The 22,377-nt window shown below is 76.2% G+C and carries 16 protein-coding genes; 8 read left to right on the top strand and 8 right to left on the bottom strand.

What is annotated here, in order from left to right:
* Positions 1–21: 21 nt before the first annotated feature.
* Positions 22–1,779, bottom strand: coding sequence for a serine protease (locus IE287_RS32075; RefSeq protein ID WP_189852757.1), 1,758 nt, complete (start codon positions 1,777–1,779; stop codon positions 22–24).
* A gap of 122 nt (positions 1,780–1,901) precedes the next feature.
* Here IE287_RS32075 and IE287_RS32070 point away from each other — a divergent pair, with 122 nt between their 5' ends.
* Together IE287_RS32070 and IE287_RS32065 are read left to right on the top strand one after the other, a co-directional pair.
* Positions 1,902–2,615, top strand: a complete 714-nt coding sequence (locus tag IE287_RS32070; protein WP_189852756.1) for an RNA polymerase sigma factor — start codon at positions 1,902–1,904, stop codon at positions 2,613–2,615.
* Positions 2,612–3,637: a CU044_5270 family protein gene (locus IE287_RS32065; protein WP_189852755.1), complete on the top strand. Its 1,026-nt coding sequence runs from the start codon at positions 2,612–2,614 to the stop codon at positions 3,635–3,637. The genes IE287_RS32070 and IE287_RS32065 overlap by 4 nt, the downstream gene beginning before the upstream one ends.
* Positions 3,638–3,688: 51 nt before the next feature.
* Here IE287_RS32065 and IE287_RS32060 read toward each other — a convergent pair whose 3' ends face one another.
* Positions 3,689–5,668 carry an acetoacetate--CoA ligase gene (locus IE287_RS32060; protein WP_189852754.1) on the bottom strand — a complete coding sequence of 660 codons (1,980 nt, stop codon included), beginning with the start codon at positions 5,666–5,668 and terminating at the stop codon, positions 3,689–3,691.
* Between the two features lie 213 nt (positions 5,669–5,881).
* Here IE287_RS32060 and IE287_RS32055 point away from each other — a divergent pair, with 213 nt between their 5' ends.
* Positions 5,882–8,230 (top strand): glycoside hydrolase family 31 protein, encoded by a 2,349-nt coding sequence (locus IE287_RS32055; RefSeq protein ID WP_189852753.1) that lies wholly within the window; start codon positions 5,882–5,884, stop codon positions 8,228–8,230.
* Between the two features lie 176 nt (positions 8,231–8,406).
* The gene (locus tag IE287_RS32050; protein WP_189852752.1) at positions 8,407–9,213 is read left to right on the top strand and encodes a DUF4253 domain-containing protein; all 807 of its coding nucleotides are present in this window, start codon (positions 8,407–8,409) and stop codon (positions 9,211–9,213) included.
* 18 nt (positions 9,214–9,231) lie between these two features.
* On the opposite strand, the gene IE287_RS32045 is transcribed toward IE287_RS32050, so the two are convergent.
* Positions 9,232–9,750 (bottom strand): NUDIX domain-containing protein, encoded by a 519-nt coding sequence (locus IE287_RS32045; RefSeq protein WP_189852751.1) that lies wholly within the window; start codon positions 9,748–9,750, stop codon positions 9,232–9,234.
* A gap of 59 nt (positions 9,751–9,809) precedes the next feature.
* Between IE287_RS32045 and IE287_RS32040 the strand changes: the two genes are divergently transcribed.
* The 3 genes from IE287_RS32040 to IE287_RS32030 all read left to right on the top strand — a co-directional run bounded on the left by IE287_RS32040 (position 9,810) and on the right by IE287_RS32030 (position 12,352).
* A complete protein-coding gene (locus IE287_RS32040; RefSeq protein ID WP_189852750.1) occupies positions 9,810–10,622 on the top strand; it encodes a M15 family metallopeptidase in 813 nt (270 codons plus the stop codon).
* An 81-nt stretch (positions 10,623–10,703) separates the two neighbouring features.
* A complete protein-coding gene (locus tag IE287_RS32035) occupies positions 10,704–11,168 on the top strand; it encodes a Zn-ribbon domain-containing OB-fold protein (RefSeq protein WP_189852749.1) in 465 nt (154 codons plus the stop codon).
* Positions 11,165–12,352: a lipid-transfer protein gene (locus IE287_RS32030; RefSeq protein ID WP_189852748.1), complete on the top strand. Its 1,188-nt coding sequence runs from the start codon at positions 11,165–11,167 to the stop codon at positions 12,350–12,352. Before IE287_RS32035 ends, IE287_RS32030 begins: the two co-directional genes overlap by 4 nt.
* Positions 12,353–12,381: 29 nt before the next feature.
* Here the strand turns inward: IE287_RS32030 and IE287_RS32025 are convergent, their stop codons facing one another.
* Genes IE287_RS32025 through IE287_RS32010 form a run of 4 tightly spaced genes read right to left on the bottom strand, consistent with a single transcriptional unit; the run spans position 12,382 to position 16,822 of the window.
* A complete protein-coding gene (locus IE287_RS32025) occupies positions 12,382–12,987 on the bottom strand; it encodes a GTP-binding protein (protein WP_189852747.1) in 606 nt (201 codons plus the stop codon).
* Positions 12,968–13,405, bottom strand: coding sequence for a DUF742 domain-containing protein (locus IE287_RS32020; RefSeq protein WP_229883871.1), 438 nt, complete (start codon positions 13,403–13,405; stop codon positions 12,968–12,970). The genes IE287_RS32025 and IE287_RS32020 overlap by 20 nt, the downstream gene beginning before the upstream one ends.
* Before the next feature lie 10 nt (positions 13,406–13,415).
* Positions 13,416–13,856: a roadblock/LC7 domain-containing protein gene (locus IE287_RS32015; RefSeq protein ID WP_189852746.1), complete on the bottom strand. Its 441-nt coding sequence runs from the start codon at positions 13,854–13,856 to the stop codon at positions 13,416–13,418.
* Positions 13,853–16,822: a sensor histidine kinase gene (locus IE287_RS32010; protein WP_189852745.1), complete on the bottom strand. Its 2,970-nt coding sequence runs from the start codon at positions 16,820–16,822 to the stop codon at positions 13,853–13,855. The genes IE287_RS32015 and IE287_RS32010 overlap by 4 nt, the downstream gene beginning before the upstream one ends.
* Before the next feature lie 468 nt (positions 16,823–17,290).
* Here IE287_RS32010 and IE287_RS32005 point away from each other — a divergent pair, with 468 nt between their 5' ends.
* Entirely contained in the window at positions 17,291–17,635 is a 345-nt protein-coding gene (locus tag IE287_RS32005) for a hypothetical protein (RefSeq protein ID WP_229883870.1), read from the top strand.
* Between the two features lie 71 nt (positions 17,636–17,706).
* On the opposite strand, the gene IE287_RS32000 is transcribed toward IE287_RS32005, so the two are convergent.
* On the bottom strand, positions 17,707–22,353 hold the full coding sequence (locus IE287_RS32000; protein ID WP_189852743.1) for a hypothetical protein: 4,647 nt from the start codon (positions 22,351–22,353) through the stop codon (positions 17,707–17,709).
* Positions 22,354–22,377: the final 24 nt, after the last annotated feature.

Below are 22,377 nucleotides of genomic sequence, written 5' to 3'. Positions count from 1 at the left end.
CGCGCGCGCGTGGCGGGACGGTCAGCGGGTGCGGTAGGCGTTGCCGAGGGTCTGGTCGAGGGTGTTGCCGGCGGCGTCGGTGAGCGTGGCGCGCAGCGAGACCGTGCCTCCGGGCGCGGGGCTGCGGATCTCGACGGCGCCGTCGGCGACCGGGGCCTCGGACCAGGTGGTGCCGCCGTCGACGGAGACCCGTACGCGGAGCGCGGCGGGGTCCGCGCCCGCGGCCGGCCCCTGGACCGCGACCGGGACGCGGAGCGCCGTCCCGGCGGGCGCGGTGCCGTCGAGGGCGAGCGGCGGCGTGAAGCGGACGACGCTCAGCGGGAGCGCGGCCGGCGCCGCGGTCGCGGCGGAGTCGAAGGTCCAGACGGCGGTGGTGCGGCCCGCGCTCGTGCCGGTGCCGTGCAGGGCGGTGGCGGTGAGCCGGTAGCGGGCCCGGTCGGGGGTGGTGAGCGTGAAGGCGGCCCGGCCCGGGGCGCCCCGGCGGGTGCCGACCGGGACGCCGTCGCGGTGGAGGGTGGTGACGGCCGAGCGGAAGACCGGGTCGGAGGGGGCGTGGCCCTCGCCGTCGGCGAGCAGCGGCAGGTCGAGGGCGATCCGGTCGCCGTCCCGGACGAGCGCGGGCGGCGCGCCGGGGGCGGGGTCGAGGGACGGGCCGCGGACGTCGTTGTCGAAGGTGTGGGTGGTGGTGGCACCCGGGCGGACCGGGAGGTCCCGCGCCTCGTACAGGTTGGGCCGTGTCCCTGGCGTGCCGGGGGTGGTGTACGAGAGGTCCCAGGTGCCGCGTTCGGGGGTGACGTGGAAGGTCGCGGTGCCGGGGCGGAGGAGCTCGCTGGTGAGGCCGACGGTGGTGCCCTCGGACGGCTGGATCGCGGCCGCGCCGACGCCGCCGGCGCCGTCCCGGTCGGCCGCGGCGGCCTTGAGGGTGGCCAGGTCGCCGGCGGTGGGCCTGCGGACGAAGCCGGTGAGGGCGCGGCCGGAGGTGAAGCGGTAGCCGAGGCCGTAGTCGGACCGCTCGCCGATCCAGTAGGCGTCGAAGGTGGCCGTCACGGAGCCGGGTTCGGCGGCGGGGCCGAGGTGGGCCACGCGCAGGCCGGCCGCCGAGGACATCAGGTTGACGGAACGGGTCCGTCCGCCGTGGCTGACCTCGACGAACGACATGGCGTGCCGGGGTTCGGCGCCGGTCTCGGGCGGGCGCACGTCGACGGCGGACGTGGTGCGGGGGTCGAGGGTGACGGTCGTGTCCCGTTCGAGGTCGAGGCGGGGCTGGACGAGCCAGTCGGTGCCGGCTCCCCGGTGGAGGGGGTACACCTCCGAGTCCAGGAGGTAACGGCCCTTGGGCAGGCGGAGGGTGAGGGTGCCGGAGGAGTCGTGGGGCGATTCCCTGACGTCCTCGCCCGGTCCGGAGATGCCGGTCACGCGGGTCGAGTAGGCGTCGGTCGGGGCGCCCGTGCGGTCGAGGTGGCGGAGGGTCAGGGTGACCGTGCCGTTCTCGGCGGCGGAGGCCGGGACCGCGGGCGGAGCGGTGAACGCCGTGGCCGTGAGGGCGGCGACGAGGGCGAGGACGGGGAGGGCGGGGCGGAGCCCGGACCGCTCGGTCCGGGCCGCGAAGGGCGCGTTCCGGAGGGTGGTTCCGGTCTGCCGGTCGTCGGTTCCGGTCTGCCAGGAAGGGGATCCGGCCTTCCTGGCGCCGGATCCGGTCCTCCTGAACGGGGATCCGGTCTTCCGGAGGGCGGAGCCGAGGGGCCGGGACGCGGATCGTGGCGTCGGGTGTTCGCTCATGCAGGGAACTGGCCCGGGAACGGGCGGAGTTCCCGTGACCTGGGACACAGGGGACGGAGGGTGTGGCGCGGGTCACGGGAACGCGGCCGAACCGGCGGTCAGTACCCGGTGTGGAACAAGAGATGAGAGAACGTTTCCGGGCCGGGGATCCCTCCGCGCTCGGTGAGGCGTACGACGCGCACGCACGGGTGCTCTTCCGGTACGCGTACCGCATGTGCGGCGACCGGGCCGCCGCCGAGGACGTCGTGTCCGCGACCTTCCTGGAGGCCTGGCGCTGCCGGGACAGGGTCCACGCCGAGGGCGACGGCCTCAGGCCGTGGCTGCTCGGCATCGCGACGAACGTGCTGCGCGGGGCCGCGCGGGAGGCGCGGCGGCGCGACGCGGCGCTGGCGCGGATGCCCGACCGCGGGGTGCTGCCGGACTTCAGCGACGCGGTGGCGGCGCGGCTCGCCGACGAGGAGCGGCTCCGGGCCGCGCGGGTGGCGCTCGGCCGGCTCCGGCGCCGCGAGCGCGAGGTCTTCGGGCTCGTCGTGTGGGCCGGCCTCGACTACGCGACGGCGGGCGAGGCGCTGGGCATCCCCGTCGGCACGGTGCGGTCGCGGCTCTCCCGCGCCCGGGAGCGGCTGCGGTCGCTCGCCGAGGCGGAGCTGCGTTCCGGGCGGCGCGGACGCGGCCGGCGCCCGGACGCCGGCGGTCCGGGTCCCGTCCCGGATCACGCCGTCTCCCCCGTCGCCCCCCGCGCGGCCCCGCCCACCGCCTCGTCCGGCGCCTGCCGGCCCGTGAGCACGGGCCGTACCGTCCTCGTCCCCCGAACCTCCCCGGAGAAGCCGGCATGAACGCCATCGATCCCCGTCCTCAGGACGCGCTGCGCGCCGAGCTGACGGAGCTGCTGCCCCCGCCCGCCGTACCGGAGTTCGCGCCGGAGCGGGAGCGGGAGCTGCGGCGGACCCTGATGGCCGCGGCGCGGCCCTCGCGCCCGGCGGTGTGGTGGACCCGGAAGGCCGTGCGCTTCGCCGTGCCCGCCGTGGTGTGCGGCATCGCGGCCGGGGCGGTGCTCGTCGCCGCTCCCCCGGAGCCGCGCGAGCAGCGCCCGGCGGTGCGGGCGGAGGGCGCCGCCGCGGTGCTCTCGCGGGCGGCGCTCGCCGCCGCCGCCGCGCCCGCGCCGGACGCGCGGCCGGAGGAGTACGTGTACGTCGAGAGCCTGGTGTCCCGGGCCGGGCGTCCGGCAGGCGGCGGGGCCGCGGTCGTGGAGCCCGTGCACCGGCGGCAGGTGTGGCTGTCGGCGGACGGGAGCCGGGCCGGACTGCTGCGGGAGGAGGGGGCCCCCGACGCGGAGCTGTCGCCGCGGCTGCCCGTGTACGGGCTGGAGCACCGGGGCGCCGAGCCGCGGAAGACGTTCATGGAGCCGGAGGGGCCGTCGGTGACCGCTCCGACGCACGCCTTCGTGGCGGGGCTGCCGACCGACCCCGAGGCGCTGCTGCGGCTGGTGCGGGAGCAGACCCGTGGCGGCGGCGGGGACGCGGACCAGCGGGCGTTCGCGGCGATCGGGACGCTGCTGGCCGAGACCTGGGCGCCGCCGGAGGTGACGGCGGCGCTGTTCGAGGCGGCCGCGCGGATCCCGGGCGTCGTGACGGTGGGGTCGGCGCGGGACGCGGCCGGCCGGGAGGGCGTGGCCGTCGCCCGTACCTCCGGCGGCGAGCGGACCCAGTGGGTCTTCGACCGGTCGACGTCCGCCTTCCTCGGGGAGCGGACCGAGCTCGTGACCGCCTCGGACGCCGGGCCGGCCGGGACGGTGCTCGGCCAGACGGCGGTGCTCGCCAAGGCCGCCGTGGCACGCGCCGGTCAGCTGCCGGGCTGAGCCGGGCACGTCGTGGAGGGGCGCCCCGTCGTGGGGCGCCCCTTCCGCGCGTCAGCCGCGGCGGGCGGCCGCGAGGGCCTCGTAGAAGCGCAGGAGGCCGAGGTCGTCGACCGAGCCCGCGTTGACGGCCTTCTCCAGGGGGGTGCCCTGGAGGAGGCGCTTGACCGGGACCTCGATGCGCTTGCCGGTGAGGGTGTGCGGCACGCCCGGGACCTCGATGATCTCGTCGGGGACGTGGCGCGGGGAGAGTTCGGTGCGGATCGTGGCCTTGATCCGGCCGATCAGGTCGTCGTCGAGGGTCGCGCCCTCGGCGAGGTGGACGAAGAGGGGCATCCAGTAGCCGCCGTCCGGTTCCTCCAGGCCGATGACGAGGGACTCCCGGATCTCGGGGAGCCGCTCCACCGCCTCGTAGATGTCGGCGCTGCCCATGCGGACGCCCTGGCGGTTGAGGGTGGAGTCGGAGCGGCCGTGGATGACGACCGAGCCGTGGTCGGTGATCGTGATCCAGTCGCCGTGCCGCCACACGCCGGGGAACATCTCGAAGTAGCTGTCGCGGTAGCGGCTGCCGTCGGGGTCGTTCCAGAAGTGGATCGGCATGGACGGCATGGGGTTGGTGACGACGAGCTCGCCGACCTCGCCGACGACCGGCTTGCCGGACGGGTCCCAGGACTGGAGGTCGGTGCCGAGGCCGGCGGCCTGGAGCTCGCCGATGTGCACGGGCAGGGTGGGGACGGCTCCGGCGAAGCAGGAGCAGACGTCGGTGCCGCCGCTGACGCTGGCGATCCACAGGTCCTCGCGGACCTCGTCGTGGAGCCAGCGGAAGCCGTCGGGCGGCAGCGGGGAGCCGGTGGTGGCGACGCACCCGACGGCGGACAGGTCGAAGTCGCGGCCGGGGTGGACGTCCGCCTTGGCGCAGGCCATCACGTAGGCGGCGGAGGTGCCGTACAGGGTGGCGCCGGTGCGCTCGGCGACGCGCCACTGGGCGCCGGTGTCCGGGTAGCCGGGGCTGCCGTCGTACAGGACGACGGTCGTGCCGGTGAGGAGGCCGGAGACGAGGAAGTTCCACATCATCCAGCCGGTGGAGGTGTACCAGAAGAAGACGTCCTCGGGGCCCAGGTCGCAGTGGAGGCCCAGCTGCTTGAGGTGCTCGACGAGGATGCCGCCCTGGGACTGGACGATGGCCTTCGGCAGGCCCGTCGTGCCGGACGAGTACAGGACCCACAGGGGGTGGGCGAACGGGACCTGCTCGAAGACGGGTTCCACGTCGGCGGCGACGAGGTCGGCCCAGTCGAGGGCGCCCTCCGGGGCGGGGGTGCCGAGGAGCGGGATGTGCACGACGGCGCGGAGGGTGGGGAGTTCGGCGCGGAGCTCGGCGACGGTGTCGCGGCGGTCGTGCTGCTTGCCGCCGTAGCGGTAGCCGTCGACGGTGAACAGGACGACCGGCTCGACCTGCTGGAAGCGGTCGAGGACGGAGCGGGCGCCGAAGTCGGGGGCGCAGGAGGTCCAGACGCCGCCGACGGCGGCGGTGGCGAGGAGGGCGACGACGGCCTGGGGGACGTTCGGCAGGTAGCCGCTGACGCGGTCTCCGGGGCGGACGCCGAGGGCGCGCAGCTCCGCGGCGAGCGAGCCGACCTGGCGGCGGAGCTCGGCCCAGGTGGTCGGGGTCGGCTCGTGGGTCTCGTCGACGTGGAGGAGCGCGGTGTCCCGGGGACGCTCGTCGGCGGCGCGCAGGGCGTGCTCGGCGTAGTTGAGGGTGGCGCCGGGGAACCACTCGGCGCCCGGCATCGCGCGGTCGCCCAGCACGCGCGCCCAGGGCGTGGAGAAGCGGACGTCGAACCATTCGGCGACGGCCTGCCAGAAGGTCTCCGGCTCGTCGACGGACCAGCGGTGCAGCGCCGGGTACCCGCCCTCCGCGGGGGCCCCGTGGCGCTCGGCCGCCCATGCCTGGAAGCGGGTCACGGCGGCGCGGGCGATGCGCTCCTCGTCCGGCTGCCAGAGCGGCTCGGTCGGCTCGGTCGGCGCAGATGTCATCGGGTGGCTCCCTGGCTGTACGCGGGTCGGCGTGTGTCGCGCGCACGTGCGGGGGTGTGCGCGTGACGCGGCTGACAGGACGATGCCACGGGAGCGGCTTTCGCACCAGGGCCGCCCGCCCGCGGTCGGCAAGTTGAACATGTGCTCCCACCACGGGTGAACGGCGGCTGAACGGAGCTCGTGAAGCCGCTGGTGGGTGGCAGGGTGACCCCCATGGACGGTGGTGGGACGGTGCGTTCGGTGAGGGTGTTCGGCGCGGTGCGGGGGTTCGGGACGGTACGGGCGGCGTGGCGGCGGCTGCGGGCGGACGCGGCGGGGCCGGCGCCCCGGGGGGCGGAGCGGGCCCGGGTGCCGGGCCTGGTGGAGGGGGCGGAGGCGCTGCCGGGCGGCGGGATCGTGCGCTTCGCCCGGTCCGAGCTGCGGGTGTGCGTGTCGGCGGGCGGCACGGTCTTCTGGGGGTGGGACGGGGCCGGGCCCGACCCGTCGTACGCGCTCGCGGGCGGGGCGCCCGAGCCGGATCCCCGGGCGGTCCTGGAGCCGGACACGGACGGCGGCTGGCGGGTGGTCTCGGAGCGGGTGACGGTGGTCGTCTCGCGGCACGGAGCGGTGGAGGTCCGTACGCCCGGCGGGGTGATGCTCCGGCGCGATCTGCCGCCGCGCTGGTGGGAGCCGGTGGACGGGGGGCCCGCGCGGTGGACGCAGCGGGCCGAGGTACCGGCGGACGCGCGGTTCTTCGGGCTGGGCGGCCGGTCGGCGGGCCCGCGGCTGCGGGACGGCACGTACCGGCTGTGGAACACGGACCCGAAGGGACGCTTCGGTCCGGACGACGATCCGCTGTACATCACCATGCCGGTGCAGTTCGTCGTCTCCGACGCGGGGACCCACCTGGCCTTCCACGACGACTCCTGGGACGGGCGGGTGACCCTCGCGGAGGGCGAGGAGGGCGCCGGGTCGGGGCACGACCGGCCGGGCCGGGTCGAGGTGCGGATGGAGGGCGGGCCGCTGCGGTGCTGGGTGGTCGTCGGAACCCCCGCGCGCGTGCTGCACAACTGGGCCGCGCTGACCGGGGCGCCGGCGCTCCCGCCCGCGTGGGCGCTGGGGCCGCAGCACGCGCGCTGGGGGTTCGGCAGCGCGGCGGAGGTGCGGCGGGTCGTGGCCGGGTACCGGGAGCGGGGGCTGCCGCTGTCCGCGGTGCACCTGGACATCGACCACTACGACGGGCACCGGGTGTTCACGGTGGACCGGGAGCGCTTCCCCGACCTGCCGGGGCTCGCCCGGGAGCTGCGGGAGCAGGGCGTGCGGCTGGTGTCGATCGTCGACCCGGCGGTCGCGGCCGAGCCGGGGAACGTGCTGTACGAGGAGGGACGGGCGGCCGGGGCGTTCGTGCGGGACGCGCGGGGCGGGGAGGTGCGGGGGACGGTGTGGCCCGGGGAGTGCGCCTTCCCGGACTTCACGGATCCGGCGGTGCGGGAGTGGTGGGGCGGGCTGTACGAGGAGCGGCTGCGGCAGGGCTTCTCGGGCGTGTGGCACGACATGAACGAACCGGTGTCGTTCGTCCCGTTCGGCGATCCGACGCTCCCCCGGTCCGCCCGGCACCACCTGGACGGGCGCGGCGGCGACCACCGCGAGGCGCACAACGTGTACGGGCTCCAGATGGCCCGGGCCGGGTACGAGGGCCTGCGGGCGCTGCGGCCCGGGGAGCGGCCGTTCCTCTTCTCCCGCTCGGGGTGGGCGGGGATGCAGCGGTACGGGGGCACCTGGTCCGGCGACGTGGCCACCGGGTGGCCGGGGCTGCGGGCCTCGCTCGCGCTGGTCCTGGGGCTCGGGCTGTGCGGGGTGCCGTACTCGGGGCCGGACGTCGGCGGTTTCGACGGGAGTCCGTCGCCCGAGCTGTTCCTGCGCTGGTACCAGCTGGGGGCGTGGCTGCCGCTCTTCCGGACGCACGCGGCGCTCGGCGCGGGGCGGCGGGAGCCGTGGGAGTTCGGTCCCGAGGTGCTGGAGCACGCGCGCGTGGCGCTCGCCGAACGGGAGCGGCTGCACCCGTACTTCCTGACCCTGGCGCGGCTGGCGCGGATGACCGGGGCGCCCTATGTCCGGCCCGTCTGGTGGAGCACGCCGGAGGACCGGGCCCTGCGGGAGTGCGAGGACGCCTTCCTGCTCGGCGACGCCCTCCTCGTGGCGCCCGTGCTGCAGCCGGGCGCGGACCGGCGGGCGGTGCGGCTGCCGCGCGGGCGCTGGTACGACACGGCGACCGGCGAGGCGTACGAGGGGCCCGGGCAGGTGCTCCTCGACGCGCCCCTCGCGCGCGTGCCGGTGCTGGTCCGCGCGGGCGCGGTCCTGCCGGTGCGGGGTGAGGACGGCGGGCTCGTCCTGGAGGTGTGGGCGCCGGCGGCGGGCCGGACGGGCGGCGGTCTGGTCGTCCGGGACACCGGCGACGGCTGGGAGCCGGCGGAGATCGAGCGGTACCAGTCGCGGCTCGTGGAGGGCCGGGTGGTGGTGGAGCGGATGACGGAGGAAGGGCCGGTGGAGGCGGGGCTGCCGGTGCGGGTGCGGGGGGCGTGAGGGCGGGCGGGGCCGGCTCCGGTACGGAGAGGGGCGAGGGCGGGCGGGGCCGGCTCGGGAGCGGCGCGGGTGGGGCCGGCTCGGGAGCGGCGCGGGTGGGGCCGGCTCGAGAGCGGCGCGGGTGAGCGGTGCGCGGGGGGAGGGCGTTGTCGGACCCTCCGCCTAGCATCCGGGGCATGAACCCCGAAGCCCTGCTGGGCGATGACGTCGAGCTTCCTCCGGGCCGCCTGGTCACGGCCGACGAAGGGAGTGGCGACATATGGCCGTTGTGGCTGAGCGACGGACCCGCGCCCTTCGGGGCCTGGGGGCGGATACGAGCCGCGCACGCGCGGACCGGGCTGTGGCCGCTGCTGCTCGAACCGCTGCACCCGGGCGCCGGGGAGTTCCGGCCGTGGGCCTCGGGCGAGCTGTACCCGGAGGGCATGTCCCGTCCCGCCGACCACGCTCCCGAGGCGGTCCTCGTCCGCTGGTGGGAGTCCGCCGTCCCGGTGGAGGAGGACGACGTCCTCTCCACCGAGCGGCGGCTCGCCCTCACCGCCCCCTACGGCGCGGTCTGGCCGGGGCTCGCGCCGGGGCGGGAGCCGGTCGAGGACCCCGGCCGACTGGCCGCCGAGCACGCCGACCTCCTGCTGTCCTTCGGCATCGAGGCGCGGCTCGGACTGGTCGAGGCGGGCTCCGGGGCGGAGGCGCTGGCCGCCGTCGGCTGGTCGGGTCCGGCCAACCACGAGAACGACACCGCGCGGATCGCCGCCGTCGTCGCCGACTGGGAACGGCGCTTCGGCGTGCGGGTGTTCGCCGTGGGCTTCGCGACGCTGCGGCTCTCCGTCGCCGCTCCCCCGGCCACCACGGCGGAGGCGCTGCGGGTCGCCGCCGAGCACTTCGCCTTCTGCCCGGACAACGTGTGGCAGGGGTCCTGCGAGGATCTCGCGGCGTACGCGGAGCAGCTGGTGGGGGCGGACCAGTGGACCTTCTGGTGGGACTGAGCGGCGGGGGCCGGAAGGTCAGCCGTAGGCGCCGGCGAACCACTTCCTCATGGCCTCGGTGTGGAGGGGGAAGACCAGTTCCCGCGGTTCCGGCACGACGAGGCGGTCGGAGGTCTCGGAGGTCGGGGTGAAGGCGGGGAGCGTGTCCGCGGGGACCGGCGGGAGGAGGCCGAAGACCAGCAGGTGCTCGGGGGAGCCGAGGACGTCGGCGAGCCGGACCGCGCCGGGGTCGGCGTCCAGGCCGGTCTCCTCGCGGAGTTCGCGGACGACGGCGGTGCGCCAGTCCTCGCCGTGGTCGATGAAGCCGCCGGGGAGGGCGGTGCCGCCGTGGCCGGGATGGATGGCCCGGGTGACGGCGAGGAGGCCGGTGCCCTCGGGGGAGGTCACCGGCAGGAGGGCCACGGCGACGGGGAGGGGGTTGCGGTAGGCGGTGGTCCCGCAGGCGGGGCAGGTGCGGGGCCACTCGGCGGGGCCGGCCGTGTGGCGGGCGCCGCAGGCCGAACAGTGTGCGTGGAGGGTGGGCTCGGTGTCGGTCACGGGGGGACCGTAGCGAAGAGCTTTTCCCGGCGGGGGCGGAACGGGTATACCCGGTGCGCATGACCGGACTCGTCTCCGCCCTCCGTTCCCTCGCCGTCACCGGCGCGGCCGTCCTCCTGGCCTGCGCGGGGGCCGTCGCCTCCCCCGCCGCGGCGGTGCCCGAGCCGCGGGCGCCGCGGGAGTTCGTCGCGCTGGACGCGGTGGACCGGACGATCCTCCGGGAGATGCGGTACACCACGGCGCACAACTTCGTCGGCGAGCCGGTCGACGGCTACCGGCAGCCGCTGTGCGTGCTGACCCGGCCCGCGGCCGAGGGGCTGCGGCGGGCGCAGCGGCGGCTGCTGGCGCGGGGGTACACGCTGAAGGTGTACGACTGCTACCGGCCGCAGCGGGCGGTGGACCACTTCGTGCGGTGGGCCGGGGACCTGGCGGACGAGCGGATGAAGGCGGAGTTCTACCCGCTGGTGGCGAAGGAGCGGCTCTTCGCGGACGGGTACATCGCGGAGAGGTCCGGGCACAGCCGGGGGTCGACGGTGGACCTGACGGTGGTGCGGCTGCCGGCGGCGCGCACGCGCCCGTACGTGCCGGGCGAGGAGCTGACGTCGTGTTCCGGGCCGCGTGCGGAGCGGTTCCCGGACAGCTCGGTCGACATGGGGACCGGGTACGACTGCTTCGACACGCTGTCGCACACCGAGGACCCGAGGATCACGGGTGCGCAGCGGGCCAACCGGCAGCTGCTGAAGGGCGTGCTGGAGGCGGAGGGGTTCGTCAACCTGCCGGAGGAGTGGTGGCACTTCACGTTCAGGCCGGAGCCCTTCCCTTCGACGTACTTCGACTTCCCGGTGGCGCGCCGGTCGGTGGCCGGGCACTGACGTCTTCCCCGGCCGGGGAGCCCGTGCCAGACTCGTCACCAGAATTCTGACGTATCGTCAGATCGGTGGGAGGTCCCGGAGATGGCACGGACGCGCAGGCCGGTGGTGGCCGGCTGGTTCACCGACGACACGGTCCCGGACGGGGAGTTCCGGCTCCTCGGCACCCGGTGCTCCGCCTGCGCGGCGGTGTACTTCCCGCGCGAGGACGACGCCTGCCGCAACCCGGTCTGCGCGGGCGGCGGCACGCTCGACGAGACGCCGCTCTCCCCGCGCGGGCGGATCTGGTCGTACACCGACGGGCGCTACCGGCCGCCCGCCCCGTACGTCTCCGACCCGGACGCGCCCTGGGAGCCGTACACCCTCGTCGCCGTCGAGCTCGCCGCCGAGGGGATGGTGGTGCTCGGGCAGGCCGCGCCCGGCGTGCGGACCTCGGACCTCGCGGTGGGGATGGAGGTCGAGGTGGTGCCGGGAGTCCTGAACGAGGACGCCGAGCACGTCTGGACCACCTGGCGTTGGCGGCCGGCCGGGACGGGGGAGCGGGCGTGAACGACATCGCCGTCATCGGGGCCGGGATGCACCCCTGGGGCAAGTGGGGGCGCGGCTTCGTCCCGTACGGGACCGCCGCCGCCCGTGCCGCGCTCGCCGACGCGGGCGTGGAGTGGCGGGACGTCGGCGCGATCGTCGGGGCCGACACCGTGCGGTGCGGCTATCCGGGGTACGTGGCCGGGGCGACCTTCGCGCAGGCCCTCGGCTGGCAGGGGGCACGGGTCACCAGCGTCTACGCGGCCTGCGCCTCGGGGGCCCAGGCCATCGGCGCGGCCCGGGCCCAGATCCTGGCGGGGCTCGCCGACGTGGTCCTCGTCGTGGGCGCGGACTCCGCCCCCAAGGGCTTCCTGGCCCCGGCCGGGGGCGAGCGGCCCGACGACCCGGACTGGCTCCGCTTCCGGGTCCTCGGCGCCACCAACCCCGCCTACTTCGCGCTGTACGCCCGCCGGCGGATGGCCCTGTACGGGGACACGGTCGAGGACTTCGCGCAGGTCAAGGTGAAGAACGCGGCGGCCGGCGCGCTCAACCCGATGGCGCGGTACCGCAAGGCGGTGACGGAGGAGGAGGTCGCCGCCTCGGCGGTGGTCGCCGATCCGCTGCGGCTGCTCGACATCTGCGCCACCTCGGACGGCGGCGCGGCCCTGGTCCTCTCCGGCCTGGACTTCGCTCGTCGGCACGGGCACCCGGACCCGGTGCGGATCCGCGCGGTGTCGACGGTCTCCCCCGCCTACCCCAGGGCGGTCCTCGACCTGCCCGACATCGCGACCGACGCGACGACCGCGCTCGCGCCGTCCCCGACGGCCTTCCGCGCCTCCATCGCGCGGGCGGCGTACGAGGAGGCGGGGCTCGGTCCGGGGGACCTGTCGCTGGCGGAGGTCTACGACCTGTCCACGGCCCTGGAGCTGGAGTGGTACGAGGACATCGGACTGTGCGGGCGCGGCGAGGGCGCCAAGCTGCTCAGGGACGGGGTGACCCGGCTCGGCGGCGCGCTGCCGGTGAACGCGAGCGGCGGCCTCGCCTCCTTCGGGGAGGCCGTGCCGGCGCAGGCGATCGCGCAGGTCTGCGAGCTGACGTGGCAGCTGCGGGGCACGGCGGGCGACCGGCAGGTGCCGGGCGCGCGGGCCGGGATCACCGCCAACCAGGGCCTGTTCGGACACGGTTCGGCGGTGGTGGCGGTCCGCTGAGGCGGCGGGCCCCGGCGGGGGCCCGCCGGTCAGGTGGCGGCGGAGGCGTGCGCCCGGTCCGCGAGGACGAGGGCGTGCTCGACGACGGCGACGAGGACGCTCTTGACCGACTCCCGGTCACGGGCGTCGCACAGCACCAGCTCGACCTCCGGGTCGAGGTCGAGCGCCGCCCGCACGGTCTCCACCGGGTAGCGGCGGGCGCCCTCGAAGCAGTTGACGGCCACCGTGAAGGGGATGCCGCGCCGCTCGAAGTAGTCGATGGCGGCGAAGCTGTCCTCCAGGCGGCGGGTGTCGGCGAGGACGACCGCGCCGAGCGCGCCCTGGGCCAGCTCGTCCCAGAGGAACCAGAACCGGTCCTGCCCGGGGGTGCCGAACAGGTACAGGACCAGGTCCTCGCGGAGCGTGATCCGGCCGAAGTCCATGGCGACCGTGGTGGTCGTCTTCGCCTCGACGCCGTGCAGGTCGTCCACGGGACGGCCGGCCTCGGTGAGGACCTCCTCCGTCCGCAGCGGCCTGATCTCGCTGACCGCGCCGACCAGAGTCGTCTTGCCGACCCCGAAGCCACCCGCGACCAGGATCTTCAGGGTCACCGGCTCGACGGGGGTCTTCTTGCGGCTAGAGCGCCCGAAGGCCATTGATCACCTCGCGGAGGATGCTCACGTCCGGCAGCTGGGCCGGCGGAACGGGGCGGGTCACGTGCACGAGTTCCTCGTCGACGAGGTCGCCGACGAGGACGCGGACCACCCCGACGGGGAGGTCCAGTCCGGCGGCGAGCTCGGCGATCGACTGGGGCTGCTCGGAGCAGCGTTCGACGATCTCCACGTGCTCCGGGGAGAGCGACTGGTCGCGTCCGGGGTCGTCGGCGGCGGGTTCGGGGACCACCACGGCGATGAGGTCGAGCCGGTGGCGCCCGGCGGCGCTCGTCCGGCCGCGGGTCATCGCGTACGGGCGGACGACCGGTCCGGCCTCGTCGTCGTACCAGTGGTGGGGGACGGCCGTCGCCCGGCCGGGGTTCTCCCGGCCGGGACGGCCGCGCTCGGCTGCGTCGCTCATACGGGGCGGCTCACCCTCCCGTGGGCAGACCGGTCCGGGGGGCGGTGCCGAGATGGGTGCCGACCCGCTTGACCATCAGGGTCATCTCGTAGGCGACCTGGCCGACGTCCGAGTCGGCGTCGGCGAGGACGGCGAGGCAGCTGCCGTCGCCCGCGGCGGTGACGAAGAGGAAGGCGTCCTCCAGCTCGACCACCGTCTGGCGGACCCTGCCCGCCTCGAAGTGGCGGCCGACGCCCTTGGCGAGGCTGTGGAAGCCGGAGGCCACGGCGGCGAGGTGCTCGCCGTCCTCGCGGCTCAGGTCCTTGGACGCGCCGGTGGGCAGGCCGTCGCTGGACAGCACCAGGGCCTTGCGGATGGCGGCGACGCGGTCCACCAGCTCGTCCAGGAGCCAGTTCAGCTCGCCGTTTCCGTGGACGGAGCTGGAGCTTGCTGCGGCGTTCGGTGCGGTCATCGACCGTCCCCCTCGGGTGTCGTTCCGTGTGCTGTGGTGTCGTCCGGTCCGGTGCCGTCCCGGCGTCCGCGCTGCCAGCCGCGCTGCATGGCGGCCATCCGGGCCCGCACCTCCTCGGCGTCGCGCTCGAAGCCGTCCTCGGCGGAGGCGGAGGCCGGTGCGGCGGACGGCGGGGCGGCGTCCGGTGCGGGGCCGGCCGGGTGCTCGGGCTCGCGCAGCTGCGGCACGAGGCTCGCCTGCCGGACCCGGCGCGGGAGTCCGTCGAGCCGCGCGCCGGGGTCGGCGGGCGCGGCCCGGTCCGGCGCGGGCGCCGGGGCCGGGGACCGGTCCGGGACCGCGGAACGCGGCGGGAGCTGGGCGTGGACCGGCGGGGCCGGGACCGCGGGGGCGTCGGCGCGCTCCGGGCGGGCCTCGGTGCCCGCCGGGCGCACCGGGACGAGGGTGGGACCGGCGGGGCGCGACGGCACCCGGTGGTCCTCCGCGCGGCCGGCGCCGGGAGCGGGGTGGGCGCGGCCGGGCTCGTCGAGGCGGCGCCCGCGGTCGACGACCAGGGTCGGCGGGCGGCGGCGGGGCAGCGGCACCGGGCCGTGGACGCCGTCGTCGTCCCGGTCGTCCTCGCCCCGGGCGCCGCTCTGGTCGGGGGCCTGCTGGTGCTGCTCGCCGGCCGGGAGGAGGCCGCCGCGGCGGCGCTGGGGGCGGAAGAGGCCGCCGCGCTCGCTCTCGCTGTCGAGGAGGTCGGCGGAGCGGTCGAGGAGCGAGTCGATGTCCTCGGGGCCGAACGGCGGCTCCAGCTCCACCGGGCCGTCCAGGGGGCGGCCGAGCGCCCGGTCCGCGACCGCGTCGAACGCCCCGTCGGTGCCGGGCCGGTGACCGGCCGGTCCCGTGGCGTCCGCCAGGTCGGGCACGCGCGCGAGGGCGGGCCGGCGCTGCGGGAGGGGGGCGTCGTCGAGGACGCCGCCGGGCGCCCCGGAGGCCGTACGGGATCCGAGGGCGGCGGTCCGCTCGTCGCCGTCCTGGGCGCGCGGGTCCGGGCCCGTGCGGTCGAGGCGGAAGCCGGCGCCCTGGGTCTCGGGGGCGTCGGTGAGCAGCGCGGCCGGGATGAAGACGACGGCGGTGGTGCCGCCGTACGGGGAGGTCTGGAGCGAGACGCGGACGTTCTGGCGCTGGGCGAGCCGGCTGACCACGAAGAGGCCGAGGCGGTCGGTGTCGGAGAGCTCGAACTCGGGGGTCTCGGCGAGCCTCAGGTTGGCGTCGAGCAGCACGTCGGGGCTCATGCCGAGGCCGCGGTCGTGGATCTCCAGGGTGAAGCCGTTGGCGACGCGCTCGCCGAGGACCTGGACGGCGGTGTGCGGGGGCGAGAACACGGTGGCGTTCTCGAGGAGTTCGGCGATGAGGTGGGTGAGGTCGGCGACGGCGGGGCCGCCGACGCCGAGCCGGGGCAGCCGGCGGACCTCGATGCGCTCGTAGTCCTCGACCTCGGCGACGGCGGCCCGGACCACGTCCATGAGCTGCACGGGCTTGCGCCACTGCCGGGAGGGGGCGGCGCCGGAGAGGATCACCAGGCCCTCGGCGTGGCGGCGCATGCGGGTGGTGAGGTGGTCGAGGCGGAAGAGGTCCGCGAGCTCCTCGGTGTCCTCGGTGCGCCGCTCCATGGTGTCGAGGAGGGTGAGCTGGCGGTGGAGCAGGACCTGGTTGCGGCGGGCGAGGTTGACGAAGACCTCGGAGACGCCGCGGCGCATGTCGGCCTGCTTGACGGCGGCCTCGACGGCGGCGCGCTGGAGGGTGTTGAGGGCCTGGCCGACCTGGCCGACCTCGTCCTGCCCGTATCGCAGGTGGGGGACCTCGGTCTCGACGTCGACGTGCTCGCCGGCGGCGAGGCGCCGCATGACGCTGGGCAGCCGGACGCCGGAGACCTCCTGCGACTCCTTCTGGAGGCGGCGCAGGTCGCGGACGAGGGAGCGGCCGACGCGGACCGAGATGCCGACGGAGGCGAGGAGGGCGAGGAAGCCGAGGACGCCGGCGACGCCCGCCTTCAGCAGGACGCTGTACGCGGCGGGCTGGACGCGGTCCTGGTAGCGGTCGCCCGCCGCGGTGTTCTCGCGGGCGAGCCGGTCGAGGACGGGGCTGGCCTCGTCCTGCCAGTAGGCGGCGGTGACGGAGCGCGGGCGCTCGGTGGGGCCCGCATCGACGAAGGCCTCCTCCGAGGTGCGCAGGGCCGCGGTCTCGGGGCTGCGCCAGTACTGCTCGAAGCGCTGCCGCTCGGAGGCGGGGAGGAGTTCGAGGTTGACCTCGTAGAACTGCTTGCGGACGGCGATGAGGTCGGAGACGGCCCGGATCTCCTGGGTGGTGACCCGGCCGGCGACGAGGGCGGAGAGGACCAGGGCGTCCTCGCGGGAGAGGAGCTCGCGGGCGCGGGTGATGCCGACGAGGGCGCGGCCCTGCTTGTCCATCTCCACGTTCTCCAGGGCGTGGAGGGTGATGAGGAAGCTGTAGCAGGGGTCGACGAGCCGGTTGTAGAACTCCAGGGCCTGGAGCCGGCCGACGCTTCGGTTCTCCACCGAGCGGCGCAGGGAGGTGATCTCCTCGAAGGCGGCGAGGAGCGAGTTGAGCTTCTGGGTGGTGACCGGGCGCATCTCCTCGCGGACGCCGGCGTCCTGGGCGTTGGCGCGGATGCGGGCCATCTGGCGGTCGGTGGCGAGGCGGGCCTCGCGGAGCTGGGTGAGCGCCTCGGAGCCGCGCGGGTCGGCGAGGTAGACGAGGGACTGGCGGCGTTCGAGCTGGATGACCCGGGCCGTGTCCTCGACGGGGTAGCCGACCTTGTCGACGATGTAGCCGACGTCGAGGAGCTGGTCGGCCTCCCGTCCGGTGAGGGCGGTGGCGAAACCCCAGAGTCCGGTCAGGGAGACGAGCGGTACGAGGAGCAGCGCCACGATCTTCCGGCGGATGGACTTCCCGCGAAAGCGCATGGCCTCCCCCAGTACGGCCCCCGCGGCCACGGAGGTCCCTCGAACGGCGTCGCCGCGTCAACACGGCGCGTCAACCTTCGGTTTCAACAAACGGCGGCGCGAGCCTACTACTGCATCGCGACCATCTCGAAGGTGTGTCTGGGCGATTTTCAGCCTGTCGAGTGATCGTTGATCATGAGATGTCCTGGTATTCCAGGAGTTGGGATCGGCCACTGTGGCACAGGACACGTCACAGTGCGCAATTTCCCACCCTGAGCGCAATGGCTGGAATCGTTCGTTCCGTTCATGTTGCCGGGTGAAGTGGGGAAACCTTTTCCCTGTCCGGAGCGTCATGAAGTACGGGGGAACGCCCGCCCGGAGACGGGCGGTGCGCGGAGCGGCCGTTCGCGCGGTGCGAAGACGGTGTAGAACCGCCGGAATCGGGCAGCCACCCCCTGGGAGCGTCGTGCGGTGGGGAGTGGACGGAACATGGATGACGAGGCGCGGACCGCGCGTCAGTTGTGGGTGGAGGACGAGCACGGGCTGCGGAGGATGCCGGATCCGGTGCGGAACGCGGCGGTGCGGGCGGTGATGATCACCTCGGTGACGATCATCCTCGCCCTGGTCGCCTTCCTCACCTCGGTGACGGGGTCGTGGCTGGCCTATCCGATGACGATCGCGGCCGTGGTCGCGACCGTGGTGGCCACCTGGAGCGTGCTGGACATCTGGATCACCCGCCAGGTCTGGCGGCAGCGCAACGGCGTGGTCTCCGAACCGAGCAGCACCGCCTACCAGGCGCGGCGCGAGCGGGTCGCGGAGGAGCAGGTCGCCTGACGTCGGCCCGGCACGCACGGGGAAGGCCCGGACCCTCGGGGTCCGGGCCTTCCCCGTGCCGCGGGGCGGGGCTACGGCGCCGGCGGGGGTTCCTCCTGGTGGCGGCGGAACATCCGGGTCGCCGTGATCTCGCCGTGGATCGTCTCGCCCTCGGCGGTCGGCTGCGGCAGACCCGGGCGCAGGTGCTCCTCGACGCTGATGTACTTCAGTCCGGCCCTCAGGTCGGCGTCGTTGCGCAGCCGGATCACCAGCGGGAACTCCGCGAGCGCCGTCGTGTCGAACAGGCCCGTGGTGTACAGCAGCTGGACGCCGAGCGCGTCCGACACGGCCCGCTGGAGCTCCAGGAGGTACGTGGCGTTGGCCCGGCCGATCGGGTTGTCGAGGAAGAGCGTGCCCGCGTGCCGGTGCTTGTCGCGCCCCCGGTCGTTGGAGCGCAGCGCCGCCATCGTGCAGTACAGGGCGATGGCCGCGGTGAGCAGCTGCCCGCCGGAGAAGACGTCGCCCATCTGCCCGACCGGCACCCGCTCGGCGCGCAGCACCGCGTCCGGCTTCAGGATCTCGACGGCGATGCCCTTGGGTTCGAGCGCCGCCTGCACCCCGCGCAGCAGCAGTGACATGCCGTCACGGCGCAGGTCGGAGTTCTTCCTGACGGCGGCTCGGGTCGCCTCGTCGACGACCTCGCCGAGCCGCTCGGTCAGGGTCGCCTGGTCCGGCTCCTCGAAGCGGATCCGCAGGAACTCCTGACCCGACCACTCCCCCAGCCCCTCGGGGAGCCGGGAGAGCCGCTGGGCGGAACGGAGGGTGGCGAGCGAGGTCTCCACCAGGCCGCGGAGCCGGTCCACGATCGAGTCGCGGTTGCGCTCCAGCTGGGCCAGCTCGTCGGTGAGGACGCGGAGCCGGGGCGCGAAGGCCTCGGCCCACTTGGCGGCGTGCTCGGGCAGCGCGGAGGCGGGCAGTTCGCGGATCTGCTGGCGGGCGGGGGTGCGGACCTGCTCGTAGCGGGTCGAGTTGGCGTGCCGGACGAGGATGTCGCTCGCCTCGCGGACGGCGGCGTCGGCGGCGGACAGCTCGGCGGTGCAGGCGCGCAGCGCCCGCCGGGCCTCGCCGGCCGTGTTCCGGGCCTCCTCCAGGGTGCCGGGGTACGGCTCCTGCTCCTCCTGCTCCTCCTCCGCGTGGTCGCGCAGCAGGTCGCGCAGGAGCGCGGCCGTCTCGTCGAAGCCGCCGGCGCCGTCCTCGGCGGCCCGGTGGTCGCGCAGCAGCCCCGCGTGGGCGGCGCGGGCCGCGTCCAGGGCGTCGCTGCGGGCGGCGAGCTCGGTGCTCGCGGTCCGCAGCAGGGCCTGCGCACGGTCGGCGTCGGCCGGGACCAGCTCCTCCGGCAGCTCGGTGTGGGCCCCGCCGTCCTCGGGGGCGAGGCGCTCGGCCTCGCCGCGCAGCCGGCCGAGCTTCTCGCTCGCCTCGGAGGCGCGGGACTCCAGCATCTGCACCAGGGCCTCGGCGCGGGCCGCGGCCGCCTGGCGGGACGGGCCGTCGGCGCCGTCGGTGGACTCCAGGAGCTGCTCGGCGCGGGTGCGGACCTTGTTGGTGAGCCGGTCCAGCTCGGCGAGGGCGGCGGACTCGTCGCTCTCGGCGCGGGCCTGCTCGGCGCGCAGGTCGGCGCCGACGCCGACCTTCTCGTAGACCTGGGAGGCGGCCCGGTAGGCCTCGCGGAGGGTGGGAAGCGCGGCGCGGGGCGCGGCGGCGTCCCCGTCCGGCAGCTGCTCGGGGGCACCGGCGATCTCGGCGCGCTCGGCGCGCAGCGCGCGGGCGGTGCGGTGGGCGTCGTCGGCGGCGCGCTGGGCGGCCCGGCGGTCCTCGTCGGCGGCACGCGCGCGCTCCAGGCAGGTCTGGGCGCGGGCCTCGGCCTCGGCGGCGTCGTCGGCGAGCTCGCGGAGCTTGGCCTGCCAGGCGGAGCGCTCCCGGAGCCGGAAGGCGAGGCCGGCGAGGGCGTCGGCGGCCCGTCGGGCGCGCTGGGCGGCCTCCTGCCGCTCGTCGCGGGCCGCGAGCGCCTCCGCGGCGGTCTCCTCGGTCTCGGCGCGCGCGGCACGGGCCTCTTCGAGGACGCGGCCGGCGGCCTCGGCGGACTCGCGGGCGGTGGCGGCGACGGCCGCGAGCTCGGCGAGCATGCCGGGCGGGCAGTCGGCGCGCCAGGCGCCGATCCGGGCGGCCAGCGCGCGGTCGCCGGCGAGACGGGCGGCGAGGGCGCGGATCTCCTCGTCCCGGGCGGCGGCGCGGGCGCGCAGCGCCTGCCGCTCCTCGTCGGCGGCGTGCTCGTCGTGCATGGCCGGGTTCGGCGGCACGAGGAAGACCCCGGTGTCGTCGCCCGCGTCCTGGGCCGGTACGGGGGCGAGGAGGGCGGCGGCGGTGCCGACGGCGACGGCGGAGCGGGGCAGCAGGGCGGCCGAGCCGAGGACCTCGCGGGCGCGGCCGTACGAGACGGCGTCGGTGATGACGACGCCGTCGACGAGCTCGGGGCGGGCCGCGAGCACGCGCGCGTGGTCGGCGGGGTCGACGGACTGGGCGAGGTAGCGCCAGCCGGGGAGGGCCGGGATGCCCTGCTCGCCGAGGAACTCGACGGTGGCGAGGACGTCGGGGCCGGGCGGCAGCAGGCCGCCGTCGCCGAGGGCGCCGAGGATCCGGGAGTCGTCGGCGGCGGCCGTGCGCAGGTCGAAGAGCTGGCGCTCGGCGGAGGTGACGGCGCCGTCGAGGAGGCGGCGCAGTTCCTCGGCGTAGCGGTCGACGTCGGTGACGGAGAGCGGCGCCCGGGCGTCGGGCTCGTCGGCGGGGGCCTCGCCGGCGGCAGCGGCGGCGCGCTGCCCGGGGAGCGGGGAGCCGGCGCCGGGCAGGCCGAGCAGCTCGGCGAGGCGTTCCTCGGCGGCCAGTGCCTCGGCGGCGCGGCGTTCGGCGTCGTAGGCGTTGCCGGCGGCCTCGGCGGCGTCGGCGGCGCGGGCGGCGGCGAGTTCGGCGCGGGCCTCGGCGGCGGCGGTCTCGCGGGCCCGGTCGCCGGCGGCGCGGGCCGTTTCGCGGGCGGCGTCCCAGGCGGCGACGGCGGTCTTCTCGGCGTCGGCGGCGGCGAGGGCGGCGCGCGCCGGGTCGGCGTCGGGGGCGCTGTCGTCGAGCCAGCCGGCCCGTACGGCCTCGGCGGTCTCCTGCTCGACCTCGGCGAGGCGCTGGCGCAGGTGGCCGGCCTCGCTGCGGGCGCGCTGGGCCTCGGTGGCGGCGGCGGTGGCGTCCCGGTGGGCGGCCTCGCCGGCCTCCTGGAGGGTGGTGGACCGTTCCTCCTCCTCGGCGGCGTGGCGCTCGCCCTCCTCGGCGGCGGCGGCGAGGGCGCGGACGAGGTCGGCGGCGGCCTCGGCGCGGGCGGCGAGGGCGGGGGCCGCGTCGCGCTCGGCCTCGCGGATGGCGGCGGCCACGCGCGCGGAGCGGTCGCCGGCCGCACGGTGGCGGAGCACCGACTCGGCGGCCTGCCAGGCGGAGTGCAGGGTGCGGGCCTCGATGAGCTCGCGGCGCTGGGAGGCGGCGCCCTTCTCGGCGGCGCCGAGCGCCAGGGAGGCGTGCCGGTAGGCGAGTTCGGCGGCGATGAGGGCGCTGCGCTCGCGGGCCGTCTCGGCGTCGGAGACGGCGTGGCCCGCGGAGGTGACCTGCTGGGCCAGCTCGGCGGCGCGGGCCCGTTCCCCGGCGGCGCGGCCGGAGAGGCGGCGGGCGAGGCCCCGGGTGCGGCGTTCGGCGGCGGTGTGCACCTCGCGCGCGCGGGAGCGGGTTCCGGCCGCGTCGACGATGCGGGTGAGGAGGTCGACGGAGCCGGCGGTGAAGTCGCGTTCGGCGGTGAGCTCGGCACGGCGGCCGAGCTTGTTGCCGAAGCCGCCGACGAGGTCGGCGAGGCCGTCGGTGTCCCGGGTGTCGGTGACCGCGCGGAGGAGGAGGTCGGTGAAGTCGGAGTCCTTCTTGACCGCGAAGAGGCCGGCGGCCTCTCCCTCGTCGGCGTTCATCTCGCGCTGGTAGCGGAAGAGTTCGGGGTCGAGTCCGAGCTCGCCGAGGTGCTCGTTCCAGCGGTCGTGGATCTCCTCCCACACCACGTCGAGGTGCGGGTAGGCCTTGCCGGCCTCGGTGAGGGCGTCGCGGAAGCCCTTCATGGTGCGGCGGCGGCCGGAGGCGCCGGAGGCGCCCTCGGCGGCGGGACGGACCGCGTTCGACTCGGCGACCGGCAGGTTGTCCAGGCTGAGACCGGGGCCCGGGCGGAAGGAGTACCAGGCCTCCGCGAACTTCCGCGGGTCGTTGGAGACCTGGCGGCCGCGCCACTCGCTGACCTTGCCGACGACGACGAGTTCGCCGGTGAGGGTGTGCTGCCACTCCAGGGCGACGTGGCCGCAGTCGTCGGCGAGCAGGAACTTGCGGAGCACGCCGGAGCTGGCGCCGCCGAGCGTGTTGCGGTGGCCGGGGAGCATCACCGAGAAGATCAGCTTGAGGAGGACGGACTTGCCGCCGCCGTTCTCCAGGAAGAGCACGCCCGCGGGGGCGGGGCGGCGCGGCGGGCCGACGGGCTCCTCCTCGAAGAACTCCGCCTGGGTGGGGGCGGGGTTCGGCACGGGGGCGCCGACGCCGCGCAGGTCCAGGACGGTGTCGGCGTAGCGGGCGCCGGCGGGGCCGATGGAGTAGAGGCGGACCCGGGACAGCTCGTACATGGCGAGGGACTCTCGTGCTCTCGT

The sequence above is a fragment of the Streptomyces omiyaensis genome, assembly GCF_014650895.1.
In the GTDB taxonomy this organism is placed as follows: domain Bacteria; phylum Actinomycetota; class Actinomycetes; order Streptomycetales; family Streptomycetaceae; genus Streptomyces; species Streptomyces omiyaensis.
The sequence above is the reverse complement of the archived record's forward strand: the minus strand, read 5'-3'. Positions and strand labels throughout refer to the sequence as shown.